At 59.6% G+C, this 12,517-nt stretch carries 13 protein-coding genes; 10 read left to right on the top strand and 3 right to left on the bottom strand.

What is annotated here, in order from left to right; translation table 11 throughout:
- Positions 1-4: 4 nt before the first annotated feature.
- Positions 5-241, bottom strand: coding sequence for a DUF3820 family protein (locus LUU92_RS22655; protein WP_010208204.1), 237 nt, complete (start codon positions 239-241; stop codon positions 5-7).
- Positions 242-446: 205 nt separating this feature from the next.
- On the opposite strand from LUU92_RS22655, the gene LUU92_RS22650 reads away from it, so the two are divergent.
- Positions 447-914, top strand: a complete 468-nt coding sequence (locus LUU92_RS22650) for a ferritin-like domain-containing protein (protein ID WP_010208206.1) — start codon at positions 447-449, stop codon at positions 912-914.
- Positions 915-977: 63 nt separating this feature from the next.
- On the opposite strand, the gene LUU92_RS22645 is transcribed toward LUU92_RS22650, so the two are convergent.
- Both LUU92_RS22645 and LUU92_RS22640 read right to left on the bottom strand, forming a co-directional pair.
- Positions 978-1,448 (bottom strand): MaoC family dehydratase, encoded by a 471-nt coding sequence (locus tag LUU92_RS22645; protein WP_010208208.1) that lies wholly within the window; start codon positions 1,446-1,448, stop codon positions 978-980.
- Between the two features lie 57 nt (positions 1,449-1,505).
- The gene (locus tag LUU92_RS22640; protein WP_222540328.1) at positions 1,506-2,450 is read right to left on the bottom strand and encodes an alpha/beta hydrolase; all 945 of its coding nucleotides are present in this window, start codon (positions 2,448-2,450) and stop codon (positions 1,506-1,508) included.
- Positions 2,451-2,704: 254 nt separating this feature from the next.
- Between LUU92_RS22640 and fadD2 the strand changes: the two genes are divergently transcribed.
- From fadD2 to LUU92_RS22595, 9 genes are all read left to right on the top strand, one after another.
- Positions 2,705-4,393 carry a long-chain-fatty-acid--CoA ligase FadD2 gene (gene fadD2, locus LUU92_RS22635; RefSeq protein WP_071489451.1) on the top strand — a complete coding sequence of 563 codons (1,689 nt, stop codon included), beginning with the start codon at positions 2,705-2,707 and terminating at the stop codon, positions 4,391-4,393.
- A gap of 395 nt (positions 4,394-4,788) precedes the next feature.
- Positions 4,789-6,480 carry a long-chain-fatty-acid--CoA ligase FadD1 gene (gene fadD1, locus LUU92_RS22630; RefSeq protein ID WP_071489452.1) on the top strand — a complete coding sequence of 564 codons (1,692 nt, stop codon included), beginning with the start codon at positions 4,789-4,791 and terminating at the stop codon, positions 6,478-6,480.
- A gap of 307 nt (positions 6,481-6,787) precedes the next feature.
- On the top strand, positions 6,788-7,024 hold the full coding sequence (locus tag LUU92_RS22625) for a hypothetical protein (RefSeq protein ID WP_071489453.1): 237 nt from the start codon (positions 6,788-6,790) through the stop codon (positions 7,022-7,024).
- Between the two features lie 68 nt (positions 7,025-7,092).
- The gene (locus tag LUU92_RS22620) at positions 7,093-8,301 is read left to right on the top strand and encodes a YcaO-like family protein (RefSeq protein ID WP_306459257.1); all 1,209 of its coding nucleotides are present in this window, start codon (positions 7,093-7,095) and stop codon (positions 8,299-8,301) included.
- Between the two features lie 13 nt (positions 8,302-8,314).
- On the top strand, positions 8,315-8,983 hold the full coding sequence (locus tag LUU92_RS22615) for a TfuA-like protein (RefSeq protein ID WP_257102678.1): 669 nt from the start codon (positions 8,315-8,317) through the stop codon (positions 8,981-8,983).
- Between the two features lie 7 nt (positions 8,984-8,990).
- Positions 8,991-9,797 (top strand): aKG-HExxH-type peptide beta-hydroxylase, encoded by an 807-nt coding sequence (locus LUU92_RS22610; RefSeq protein ID WP_257102677.1) that lies wholly within the window; start codon positions 8,991-8,993, stop codon positions 9,795-9,797.
- Positions 9,758-10,033 carry a MoaD/ThiS family protein gene (locus LUU92_RS22605; RefSeq protein ID WP_222540325.1) on the top strand — a complete coding sequence of 92 codons (276 nt, stop codon included), beginning with the start codon at positions 9,758-9,760 and terminating at the stop codon, positions 10,031-10,033. The genes LUU92_RS22610 and LUU92_RS22605 overlap by 40 nt, the downstream gene beginning before the upstream one ends.
- A gap of 1 nt (position 10,034) precedes the next feature.
- Entirely contained in the window at positions 10,035-11,198 is a 1,164-nt protein-coding gene (locus LUU92_RS22600) for a ThiF family adenylyltransferase (RefSeq protein WP_071489458.1), read from the top strand.
- On the top strand, positions 11,195-12,514 hold the full coding sequence (locus LUU92_RS22595) for an MFS transporter (RefSeq protein ID WP_071489459.1): 1,320 nt from the start codon (positions 11,195-11,197) through the stop codon (positions 12,512-12,514). The genes LUU92_RS22600 and LUU92_RS22595 overlap by 4 nt, the downstream gene beginning before the upstream one ends.
- Positions 12,515-12,517: the final 3 nt, after the last annotated feature.

The following is a 12,517-nucleotide window of genomic DNA, read 5'->3' as shown; positions in this document are numbered from 1 at the left end:
GCTCTCAATGGCGCGGGGCGGGTTTGCCGTGTTTGGCGCGTAGCGGTTCGAGCAATTCAGACAACCCGTTGCTGTCGATTTCCTGCATCAACGCCAGCAGACCACCCAGTTCGCCGTGGGGGAAACCTTCACGGGCGAACCAGTTGAGGTAGGGGCCGGGCAGGTCGGCGATGATCCGTCCCTTGTATTTGCCGAAGGGCATTTCGCGGGTGATCAGCAGTTCGAGTTTTTCGGGATTCATGAAGGCTCGGAGGGTTGAGTCGAGACCTTGGAAAATACAGGCATTCTGCATGAAGGCCAAATGACAGATCATGCAAATAACATACATACAGATGGTTCAATTAATCTTAAGTTATTGAAATATATATTGATTTTGTTTTTTGGAAACCTGGCACGGGCGCTGCAATCACTAAGACAACCTTCTAACCCGTACAAGGAATTGAAAAATGACTGACATCAATAAAGAATCGATCTCCGTACTGAACGACCTGATCGAAACCAGCATCGACGGCCAAAAGGGTTTCAAGGAGTGCGCTGAAGACATCAAGCACCCAGAGCTCAAAGCCCTGTTCGCCAAGCGTTCCGCTGACTGCGCCACCGCTGCCGCCGAGCTGAAAACCGCCGTGCGTGCCCTGGGTGGCGATCCGGAAGATTCCGGCAGCGTTGCCGGCGCTTTGCACCGTGGTTGGGTCGACGTGAAGTCGATGCTCACCGGTAAAGATGAAGAAGCGGTGCTGAACGAAGCCGAGCGCGGTGAAGACCACGCACTGAAGGCTTACAAGGAAGCGATCGAGAAGATCAACAAGCACAACCTGCTGGGCATTCGTGACTTGGTTGAGCGTCAGTACCACGGCGTGCAACGCAACCACGACCAGGTGAAAGCCCTGCGTAACCAGGCTCGCGCTCAGTCGTAAGCCCTGCGCTGTAAAAGAATGTGGGAGGGGCTTGCCCCTCCCACATTTTTTTTTGCGCAGACTTTAGCCAATGCTGATCGGCGGCAACTCGGTCAGCGTCACCACCTGCTGCTTGCGCGGCGCCAGGATTTCCGCCTCGCCATCCACTACCAACTCATCGCGCTGGTTGAACACGCGTGTGGCGATGCGCACGCGGAACTTCGGCAGCTTCTCGAGGATTTCCAGGCGCACGGTCAGGGTGTCGCCGATTTTCACTGGCTTCTGGAAGCTCATCTGCTGGCCGATGTAGATCGTGCCCGGCCCAGGCAGCTCGCAGGCAACGGCCGCGCTGATCAGGGCACCGCTGAACATGCCGTGGGCGATACGCTCCTTGAACATGGTCGCCTTGGCGTACTCGGCATCCAGGTGCACCGGGTTGTGGTCGCCGGACATGGCGGCGAACAGCTGGATATCACGCTCTTCCACCAACTTGCTGTAACTGGCGGTCTGGCCGACTTCGAGGGCTTCGTACGGGGTGTTGGTTACCTGGGTCATCTAAACGTGCATCCTGTGGCTAATCGGTAATTTAACTGACTGATTTTAATCGAAAATTTATTCGCATCGCGTCGGTCTGCGCAAGATCAGGGCCTGGTCGAGCCAGCTCAGTACATCCGCCGTGACTTCATCACGGTTGGTTTCGTTGAACACTTCATGGCGCGCCTGCGGGTAGATATTCAGTTGCAGGTGCTGGCAGCCCGCTTCACGCAGGGCGTCGGCCAGGCTGTTGAGACGCTTGCCTTCGCTCACCGGATCACATTCGCCGCCCATCACCAGGATGGGCAGGCCCGGGTCGATCTGCGCGAGATTGGACGCTTTGCTGATTTGCTGCAAGCCGCCGAGCAAGTCGATCCACAGCTGGTTGGTGCAGCGGAACCCGCACAGCGGGTCGTTGATGTACTTGTCCACCTCCGCCGGGTCGCGACTGAGCCAATCGAAAGCGGTGCGATTGGGTTTGAACGCCTTGTTGAACGATCCAAACGACAGGAAATCGATCAGCGCACTGCGCCCGCGCAATCCCTGGCGCAGTCGTTCGATCCGTGCGATCAATCGCGCCGCGCGGTACAGCGCCACCGGCTGGAAATTCGAACCGCTGAGAATCGCCCCATCCAGGCTGGCACTGTGGTGCAGCAGATAGGCCTGGGCGATATAGCTGCCCATGCTGTGCCCTAGCAGGATGATCGGCAACCCCGGCTGCTGCTGGCCGATGTGCTGGTTGAGGCTGGCGAGGTCGCCCACCACCTTGTTCCAGCCGTCGTGCTCGGCGTACAGGCCCAGGGTGCCTTCGTCGGCGGTGCGGCCGTGACCCCGTTGGTCCGGCGCATATAAACCGTAGCCAGCGTCGCACAGGGCCTGCGCCAGGCGCGCATAGCGCCCGCTGTGCTCGGCCATGCCATGGGACAGCATCACCAGCGCCCTGGGCGGACCGTCGGGCATCCATTGATTGACGTACAGGCGGCTGCGGTCATTCGCGGTCAGCCAGAAGGAGGTGTGGTTCATGGCGGTTCCTTTGCTCAAGGTCTGCTCAAGGTCTGCTCAAGGTCTGCTCAAGGTCTGCTCAGCGTCGTTGCAGTGTATAGCTCATCCGCACGGCTGCGTCTGATCAGTGCGAAGCCTTGTAGGAAGATTCACGCAATTAATGACGCTCTTTCCTGTATTTGCCTGGTTGGCCATAGCTGCTAACGTCCCCAAAGCTCCGCTTTTCATAGCAGTCAGAAAGCGGCCGGACACACTCAGGTAAGAGGACAAGAATAATGCAACCTGATTTCTGGAATGACAAACGCGCAGCGGGCGTTCCCAACGACATTGACCTCTCTGCCTACAAGTCGGTGATCGAAGTCTTCGAGCGCTCCTGCAAGGCCTTCGCCGACCGTCCGGCATTCAGCAACATGGGCATCACCCTGACCTACGCCGAACTGGAACGCCAGAGCGCCGCGTTCGCCGGCTACCTGCAGCAGCACACCGACCTCAAGCCGGGCGAGCGCATCGCGGTGCAGATGCCCAACGTGCTGCATTACCCGATTGCGGTGTTCGGCGCCTTGCGCGCCGGGCTGATCGTGGTCAACACCAACCCGCTTTACACCCCGCGCGAGATGCGTCACCAGTTCAAGGACGCCGGCGTGCGTGCGCTGGTCTACCTCAACCTGTTCGGTTCGCGGGTACAGGAGGTGTGCAGCGACACCGAGATCGACTACCTGATCGAAGCCAAGATGGGCGACTTCATGCCCGCCGCCAAAGGCTGGCTGATCAACACGGTGGTCGACAAGGTCAAGAAGATGGTGCCGGCCTACGACCTGCCGCGCGCGGTGTCATTCAAGCGCGCCCTGCATATGGGCGCGGGCCTGGGCGTGACCCGCCACCCCGTCACACTGGACGACATCGCGGTGCTGCAATACACCGGCGGCACCACCGGCCTGGCCAAGGGCGCGATGCTCACCCATGGCAACCTGGTGGCGAACATGCAACAGGTGCGCGCCTGTATGTCCCAGACCGGCGATGACGGTCATCCGCTGATCAAGGAAGGGCAGGAGGTGATGATCGCGCCGCTGCCGCTTTACCATATCTATGCCTTCACGGCGAATTGCATGTGCATGATGGTCTCGGGCAATCACAACGTGCTGATCACCAATCCGCGAGACATCGGCGGCTTCATCAAGGAACTGAAAAAGTGGCGGTTCACCGGGCTGCTGGGGCTCAACACGCTATTTGTGGCGTTGATGGACCACCCGGACTTCAAGACCCTGGACTTCTCCCACCTCAAGCTCACCAATTCCGGCGGCACTGCGCTGATCAAGGCCACGGCTGAACGCTGGCAGCAGATTACCGGTTGCGCGATTGGCGAGGGTTATGGCCTGACAGAAACCTCACCGGTGGCCAGCACCAACCCCTACGGCAGCAAATCCCGCCTGGGGACGGTGGGCATTCCGGTGCCGGGCACGGCGATGAAAGTGATCGATGATCAGGGTGTCGAGCTGCCATTGGGCGAGCGCGGTGAACTGTGTATCAAGGGCCCGCAGGTGATGAAGGGCTACTGGCAGCAGCCGGCCGCCACCTCCGAGGCGCTGGACGCCGAAGGCTGGCTCAAGACCGGTGATATCGCGGTGATCGATGACGATGGCTTTGTGCGCATCGTTGACCGTAAGAAAGACTTGATCATCGTCTCGGGCTTCAACGTGTATCCCAACGAAATCGAGGATGTCGTGATGGCCCACCCGGCGGTGGCCAACTGCGCGGTGATCGGCGTGCCGGATGAACGCACGGGGGAGGCGGTGAAGCTGTTCGTGGTGGCGCGTGCCCAAGGGGTGAGCCTTGAAGAGTTGAAGGCATACTGCAAGACCAACTTCACGGGGTACAAGGTGCCCAAGCACATCGTGTTGCGCGACTCGTTACCGATGACGCCGGTGGGCAAGATCTTGCGGCGTGAGTTGCGCGATATCGCTTGAGCTGAAATATGCTGAAAAAAAAGTGGGAGGGGGCTTGCCCCCGATGGCGGTGGGGCAGTCACCAGATGCGTAGACTGAACCACTGCCATCGGGGGCAAGCCCCTTCCCACATTTGTACTGTGTTGTTCTGAAAGCCCCGTTCCAGAGCCATCTATGCCGCTATTTCAGCTTGGTTTAAAGTGTGACCAAATATTGTAGGACAGTCGTGTTTATGACCGTGACCCCCTCTTTTGGCTCTAGGCGGCCTTTGGCAAAGCTGCTACTCTCGGCGCGCTTTGTGACGTCTCGGCCTGCTTGAAAGCGCCAGATTCACCTAAAAAAACATACACCAATAATAATCGCATCAAATGCGATGATGAATTCGCGTCGCTGACGTCGCTGAGGAGTGGGCTTCCATGAACGAAGACTTTTGGAAGGATAAGTACCCCGCCGGGATTGCCGCAGAAATCAATCCAGACGAGTATCCGAATATTCAGGCGGTACTGAAGCAGTCCTGCCAGCGCTTCGCCAACAAACCGGCTTTCAGCAACCTGGGCAAGACCATCACCTACGGTGAATTGTACGAACTGTCCGGCGCCTTCGCCGCGTACCTGCAACAGCACACCGACTTGAAGCCCGGCGACCGAATCGCGGTGCAACTGCCCAACGTCCTGCAATACCCGGTCGCCGTGTTCGGCGCCATCCGCGCCGGCCTGATCGTGGTCAACACCAACCCGCTGTACACCGCGCGGGAAATGGAACACCAATTCAACGACTCTGGCGCCAAGGCCCTGGTGTGCCTTGCCAACATGGCGCACCTGGCGGAAAAGGTCGTGCCCAAGACCGCCGTCAAGCATGTGATCGTCACCGAAGTCGCCGACCTGTTGCCGCCGCTCAAGCGCCTGCTGATCAACAGCGTTATCAAGTACGTGAAGAAAATGGTCCCGGCCTATCACCTGCCCAAGGCGATCAAGTTCAACGACGTGCTGGCCAAGGGGCACGGCCAACCGGTCAGCGATGCCAGCCCGGCCAGCAGCGATGTGGCCGTGCTGCAATACACCGGCGGCACCACCGGCGTCGCCAAGGGCGCGATGCTCACCCATCGCAACCTGGTCGCCAACATGTTGCAGTGCAAGGCGCTGATGGGCTCCAACCTAAATGAAGGCTGCGAGATCCTGATCACGCCGCTGCCGCTTTACCACATTTACGCGTTCACCTTTCATTGCATGGCGATGATGCTGATCGGCAACCACAACATCCTGATCAGCAACCCGCGCGACCTGCCGGCGATGGTCAAGGAACTTTCGAAGTGGAAGTTCAGCGGCTTTGTCGGCCTGAACACGCTGTTTGTGGCGCTGTGCAACAACGAGGCGTTCCGCAAGCTGGATTTCTCTGCGCTGAAAGTCACCCTGTCCGGCGGCATGGCCCTGCAACTGGCGGCGGCCGAGCGTTGGAAGGCCGTGACCGGCTGTGGCATCTGCGAAGGCTACGGCATGACCGAGACCAGCCCGGTGGCCACGGTCAATCCGATCCAGCATATCCAGATCGGCACCATCGGCATCCCGGTGCCGTCCACCGTCTGCAAAGTCATCGCCGACGACGGCACCGAACTCGCACTGGGTGAAACCGGCGAGCTGTGCGTCAAAGGTCCGCAAGTGATGAAGGGCTACTGGCAGCGCCAGGACGCCACCGACGAGATGCTCGACAGCGAAGGCTGGCTCAAGACCGGTGATATCGCGATCATCCAGCCGGACGGCTACATGCGCATCGTCGATCGCAAGAAAGACATGATCCTGGTCTCGGGCTTCAACGTGTACCCCAACGAGCTGGAAGACGTACTGGCGGGCCTGCCGGGCGTGCTGCAGTGCGCGGCCATTGGTGTGCCGGACGAGAAGTCCGGGGAGCACATCAAGCTTTTTATCGTGGTCAAGCCGGGTGCCACCCTGACCAAGGACCAAGTGATGGAGCATATGCGCGCCAATGTCACGGCCTATAAAGTGCCCAAGGCTGTCGAGTTCCGCGATGCCCTGCCGACCACCAACGTAGGCAAGATCCTGCGGCGTGAGCTGCGTGACGAAGAATTGAAAAAGCTGGGCGTTAAAAAGTAAAAAGTCACCCGTTTCATGCAAACCCGTACTTCAGTGAAGTACGGGTTTTTTATTGGCTGCTGTTTGTTCGAGTGCTTGTGTTGATTGGTTGCATAGGGCCACTACTGCGGCGAATAGATATACAAATCGGCCTTTTTTGCCCCTCTGTACATAAATGCAAAAGTTGCCGGTGTACCGACTTTCCGCCAGCCCTGTTGGACGTGCGCGCCTATTGAACCGATTTACACCCGTGGACCTACCAAATCTTGTAGTTGAGCGTAATCGCCATGTGCTCTAAAACTCTCAGGGCTGTTTTAGGGGCGACACAATGTCGCATTTGTTTATTGAATGCGTCAGCCCCCGAAAAGTGATAGCCGATAACGGCATTCAATTATTCGAGGAAATCACTATGAATAATGCAACTAACGAAACATTCGCACTTGATGCTTCTGCTGTAGATGCGTTTGCCGACATCCTGAACGATGAAGGTCAAATGCGTGCTGGCTTCGTTATTCACGAATCCAACAACAATATCTCCGCTGATATTGAAGACGCCGGTAAGTAACACGCTGCGTGCTATTCGATTGTTCGGATAGCACGCAACTAGCGATCAGTATTTCAACGGGCTTCTTTATGTATCGCATGACCTCAAGTTTGCGTAAGGCCTCATTGTCCGACACGTTGACCCACGCCAGGAAACTTGCCGTGGAGTTTGGTATCACGCGTGTCACCAATACCACGTGGCTGGACAAGATTGGTATTCCCGTATTTGCCAGTATTCGACCCGATGCGGTTGAGGGCTCGCTCTGTGTCAGTGCCGGGAAAGGCATGCGCATGGAAGAGGCACGCGTGGGTGCCTACATGGAGGCCATCGAGTTTGCCATCGCCGAATACCGCAATAGAAACATCGACGTATTTGTCTCCACGCCTCGCAAGGTCGCGGCACAAGCCGGCTTTGTCCACGATTTCGTTGATTTCTGCCCGATCCTCGGGGCGCCGATCGATCCCGACGGGCCCTTGGCGTGCGTCCATGCGCAGGACATCGCCACCGGACAGACCTTCGCCGTACCGGCCGAGCTGATTTTTTCACCGTTCAGCGAAAACCAGGGGCAGCGTATTTTCGGCACCAGCACCAACGGTCTGAGCTCTGGCAATACCGTGGACGAGGCCAGCGTGCATGGCATCGCCGAAATCGTCGAGCGCGACGTGCAAGCGTTCAATTTCATGAAAGACACCTCGCGCCTGATCTTGCGCGATTGTGCGGTGCAAACCCTGGACCCGTTGTTTACCAGGGTCGAGGCCGCCGGATTGAGCGCCGTCGTACGCTACACCCCCAGCGTGATCGGGCTGCCCTATGTCCAGGGGTTCATCATGGAACCGTCCGACGATGCGCCCATTGCCATCTCTTGCGGTTCGGGCTTGCACCTGTGTCGCGACATTGCTGCCGTTCGGGGACTCGCCGAGGCCGCGCAGTCACGGCTTTCCTACATACACGGTGGCCGGGACGATCTGATCGAGCGTTTCAAGTATTTCAGCGCGAGCGATCGCCAGGCAGAGCTTGACGCCGTTGCGCGCTTGCGCGGTCACGTCAACGACGCGCACCAGGCCATTGCCTACTCCGACATCGAGGATGCCAACGCGCAGATCCATAGCATTGATTCAGCGTTGGAATGCCTGCTCGATCGCCTGCGCAGCGCAGGGTTTGGCCAGGTGCTGCGGGTGGTGCTGAGTAAAAATGATTCACCGTTGGCGGTGGTCAAGATCGTTATCCCAGGCATGGAGTCGTTCCAGCCGGCACTCAAGCGCGCAGGTCCTCGCCTGTCCCGCTATATCGCACGCTAGGGTAGGAGCACGCATGAAGCTGCATTTATTCGTAGGGCCTACGGCATCCGGGATGGAGCAGGTCTTGGCCGGGCACGCTGACGTAGTGGTGCATGCGCCGGCCAGGCGCGGTGACATCCAGGCCCTGGTCGCACAGAACCCGCAGCCGGGCTGTATCGCCATCGTGGATGGTACGTTCCACAGCTTCCCTTCCGTAGGGCATATCGAAATTCGCCGTGCGATCCAGAATGGCTGGCAGGTATGGGGCCTGGCGTCCATGGGGGCGATCAGGGCCGGCGAAATGCGCTTTCTCGGCATGCAAGGCTATGGAGTTGTTTATGGTCATTACCGTGACGACCCGGAGTTCGACGACGATGAGGTCACGCTGGTGCATGAAATTGACGCACCCTATCGCGCGATGTCCGAGCCACTGATTCATCTGAGGGGGTTCGTCAGCGCCCTGCAGGACCAGCAGAAGATTTCCACGCATCATGCACAGGCCATCATTCAGGATCTCAAGGAACGCTGGTACGCCGAGCGAACCTTGTCGCGGTTGAAGAAACTGTTGTTGGCGACCGGTCAGATGACGCGCCAGGACGTGGATGAGGCCCTGGGTGGCTTCAACGGATACCGCGTCAAAAGCCAGGACTTGCAAGGCTTCCTGGCCTCTCGCTGCTGGCGCGCCGAAGAAGCGGTGGGTTGAGCGGCTTATGACCCCGGACACGTTTTTCCACACGATTGGCGGCCTGCCTTTTATCAATGAAGGTGTGCGGCCGGCGACCTTGCTGACCGCTGTTGCCTGTAGCCGTCGTAACGCGGCGCCGCAGGCCCATGACGCGTTGACCGATTACCTGGAGCCGGTCAATGCCCGTGCGCTGTTCAAGCGCTTGGCCGCCAGCCAGGTCGAGGAATTCGACTCGACAGCCTGTTCGGCCGTGGAGCAACAGAGCATCCAGTCCGCCACGGCCAACATCTGCCAGGTGAGCCCCGCCTGGCGCAGCTTTTTCAACATTCCCATTCGCTACTGCAAGTTGTTGCAACCCATGAGCAGCTCCACCAGTGCGTTGATCCCCCAGACCATTTACCTGGGCGAACAAGCCTTCGACTCGGCCATTCCCCTGGAAGAAACCCTGGTGCATGAGCACGCGCATATCTGGCTGAACTTCGTGATGGAGGTTTATGACCTGCAAACGTCGCAGGCGCCCAGGGACTATGTGCTGCCATCGGGCACCCGTGGCAAGACGTTGCGTGGCGTGATGGCGGCCGCGCACTTTGCCGCCGCGGCCTTGAGGTATTACCGCGATGTGTCCGGCGCGGCGGCAGGCACCCCGCGCCAGGTGTACCTGCAACGCTATCTGGCCGGTTGCCTGGAGATTGCCGCCGAACGCCCGTATTTCACGCCGATGGGCCGCTTGGTGTTCAACGCACTGAGTGACTGCCATCACGACCTGATTGTGTCCTCGCAAGGAAACCCGACATGCCCCAAATCGTTATTGCCAGCCAGTTCGCCGACCTGACCAATGGTCGGAAAACCTGGACGCTGCCCTGTGCAAACGCTCTGCAACTGATGGAAGGCCTGCGCGCTGACGAGCCCCTGCTGTATAGCGCCATCGTCGAAGGCGAATACCGCCTCAAGCCTTTTATCAGCCTGGTGATCGATGACATCCCTTACGCCGATGAAGAACAGTGGAGTGAAATCCCCCTGAGCGCGCATTCCACTGCCCTGATCATCAGCGCTGTGGCGGGAGGCTGATATGAGCGACGAACGCTTCAGCGGCGACGAACAGGCCCACTACGCGCGGCATTTTCTGGTCAAGGGCTTTGGCCCCGAAGGCCAGGCCCGTCTCAAGGCTGGCAAGGTGCTGGTGGTGGGCGCTGGAGGGCTTGGCTGCCCCGCGCTGATGTACCTGGCGGCGGCCGGTGTCGGTCACATCGGCATTGTCGAGGATGACACCGTCGACGTCAGCAACCTGCATCGGCAGTTATTGTTCGGCGTTGGGGACATCGGCGCGCCCAAGGGAGCCGTGGCTCGGCAGAAGCTGCTCGATAACAACCCGCACATAGACATCCGGCATTTCGCCGAACGGCTCAGCCAAAGCAACGTACTGGCCTATGTGCAAGGCTATGACGTGATTGTCGATGCCACGGACAACTTCACCACCAAGTATCTGCTCAACGATGCGTGCTACCTCGGTGGCAAACCCCTAGTGTATGCCTCGATCAGCCAGTTCGAGGGGCAGGTGGGTGTATTCAACCTGACGGATGCCGAGGGGCGGCGCTCGACCAACCTGCGCGATATCTTCCCTGAACCACCCCCGGCCGGCCTGGCGCAAAATTGCGGCGAGGCCGGTGTGCTGGGTGTGTTGCCGGGGATTGTCGGCTCGATCCAGGCGCTGGAGGCGATCAAGATCCTGGCCGGAGTGGGCGAGCCGGCGGCCAACCGCTTGATGTTGTTCGATGCCTTGAGCCTGCACCTGCGCCAGGTGTCTGTGCGTCACCGGGCGAGCAACCCCTTGAGCGGCGAGCGGCCTTCGATCCTCCAGCCCCGTGAAATTGAAGCGAGCTGTGCGGTGGCCGTCGGCGAGCGGTATGCCATTTCCCCACTGGCGCTGGAGCGACGGTTGCGCAGTGATGTTCCCGTGCAATTGATCGATGTACGGGATGAGCACGAGCATCTGGCGATTTCCTTGGGCGGGATCAACATGCCCTTGAACCAGTTGCCACAGCGCCTGGCCCAGGCGGCGCCCGCCGTCGACACGGTGATCTACTGCAAAAGTGGTGTGCGCAGCTTGAAAGCCCTGAGCGCGATCAACGCCATAGTCGGTGACGGGCAATGCCGCAGCCTGACCGGAGGGCTGGATGCCTACCTGGCCGCCGGTTGCCTGGCGCGGTTGAGCCGTGATGGGGTGCCGCAATGAGTGGCTCGTCCCTCAATGGCCTGGGGCGCGATTTCTACCTCATCCAATGGGCGGCCTTCCTCAACGCCGTGGGCACGCGCTGTGGGCAGTTTGCGATCGCCTGGTGGGTGCTGGGCAAGACCGCGAATCCGCTGACCTTTGCGGGCTTTGTTGCGGTTGCGACCCTGGCGGATGTGCTGTCGCGTGCCCTGTTTGGCTGGTTGGGCGACCACTATGATCGCCATCGCCTGCTGGTGGGCTGTTACGTCCTCAGCGCAGCGACCACGCTGGTCCTGGCGGGCCTTGGCACACTGGACCTGTACCTGCCCTGGCTGATCGCCGGTTGCCTGGCCGTGTCGGGCGTTGCCATCGGCATCCGCGATCCGCTCCAGATGAGCCTGACGCCGGCCCTGGTCGCTACCCACAGGGTCAGCGATGCGGTGCGGCTGAGGAGCATCGTCGGTTCTTCGTCGGCGTTAATGGGACCATTGGCCGCCGGCATTCTACTGGGGCCGCTGGGGGTCTTGGGCACGCTCTGGCTCAACGCAGCGGCAGTGCTGGTGGCGTTGGTGCTGATCGGCATGGTCAGGACGCCTGCCGCCAACCCTGTGGGGGGCGCGCGACAGCTTTCCTATCTGACGGCCTGGTACACACGCACCCGTGAAGGCTTCACCGCTCTCTACCGGGTCAAGCCTGAATGGAACCTGAGCCTGCTGGCGTTCATCGTCAACTTTTCGTTGTACCCGCTGTTCGCCGTGCTGTTTCCGGTGTTGATCAACCGCTATTTTCCGCAGGACCTGTGGTTGATCGCCGTGACGGAAGGCGCTTTTGCAGTGGGGTTGCTGCTCGGCAGCCTGTTTCTGGTCAAGCGGGCCAACGGGCGCTGGGGCAGGCCCGGCGTCGTATTTGCCGGTTTCCTGCTGGTCGGGTTGGCGATGCTGGGCTGTGGACTTTTCAGTCAGTTTTTCCACGCCCGGCCCGGTTGGTTCGCCAGCGTCACCGTACCCCTGTTGTTCATCGGCGGGGTTGGCCTGGTCATGGTCACGGTCAACACATCGACGGTGCGCATGCTGGCCACGCCCGACAATTACCGCAACCGGATCGGTTCGGCGACCTCGTTTGTTTCCGGCATGGTCATTCCGTTTGGCGCGCTGGTAGGAGGGGCATTTTCCGGCGCGCTGGGCGTGAGCTACGCAATGGCCGCGTTGGGTTTGCTCATTGTCCTGGCCGTTGTCCCGTGCATGTTCAGTGCTGCCCTGGTGCGTGTCTTGGGCATGAGCGATGACCAGATCAAAAACGTCTACAAGGATTTTTACCCAGATGCTTTCCCGGACTGAAGG

The organism is Pseudomonas extremorientalis (assembly GCF_024584605.1).
Classification (GTDB): domain Bacteria; phylum Pseudomonadota; class Gammaproteobacteria; order Pseudomonadales; family Pseudomonadaceae; genus Aquipseudomonas; species Aquipseudomonas extremorientalis.
The sequence above is the reverse complement of the archived record's forward strand: the minus strand, read 5'-3'. Positions and strand labels throughout refer to the sequence as shown.

Bases quoted from the DNA above. Each gene is read 5' to 3' on its own strand.
- LUU92_RS22655 (WP_010208204.1), bottom strand. From the start codon at position 241: ATGAATCCCGAAAAACTCGAACTGCTGATCACCCGCGAAATGCCCTTC.
- LUU92_RS22650 (WP_010208206.1), top strand. From the start codon at position 447: ATGACTGACATCAATAAAGAATCGATCTCCGTACTGAACGACCTGATC.
- LUU92_RS22645 (WP_010208208.1), bottom strand. From the start codon at position 1,448: ATGACCCAGGTAACCAACACCCCGTACGAAGCCCTCGAAGTCGGCCAG.
- LUU92_RS22640 (WP_222540328.1), bottom strand. From the start codon at position 2,450: ATGAACCACACCTCCTTCTGGCTGACCGCGAATGACCGCAGCCGCCTG.
- fadD2 (WP_071489451.1), top strand. From the start codon at position 2,705: ATGCAACCTGATTTCTGGAATGACAAACGCGCAGCGGGCGTTCCCAAC.
- fadD1 (WP_071489452.1), top strand. From the start codon at position 4,789: ATGAACGAAGACTTTTGGAAGGATAAGTACCCCGCCGGGATTGCCGCA.
- LUU92_RS22625 (WP_071489453.1), top strand. From the start codon at position 6,788: ATGTCGCATTTGTTTATTGAATGCGTCAGCCCCCGAAAAGTGATAGCC.
- LUU92_RS22620 (WP_306459257.1), top strand. From the start codon at position 7,093: ATGTATCGCATGACCTCAAGTTTGCGTAAGGCCTCATTGTCCGACACG.
- LUU92_RS22615 (WP_257102678.1), top strand. From the start codon at position 8,315: ATGAAGCTGCATTTATTCGTAGGGCCTACGGCATCCGGGATGGAGCAG.
- LUU92_RS22610 (WP_257102677.1), top strand. From the start codon at position 8,991: ATGACCCCGGACACGTTTTTCCACACGATTGGCGGCCTGCCTTTTATC.
- LUU92_RS22605 (WP_222540325.1), top strand. From the start codon at position 9,758: ATGCCCCAAATCGTTATTGCCAGCCAGTTCGCCGACCTGACCAATGGT.
- LUU92_RS22600 (WP_071489458.1), top strand. From the start codon at position 10,035: ATGAGCGACGAACGCTTCAGCGGCGACGAACAGGCCCACTACGCGCGG.
- LUU92_RS22595 (WP_071489459.1), top strand. From the start codon at position 11,195: ATGAGTGGCTCGTCCCTCAATGGCCTGGGGCGCGATTTCTACCTCATC.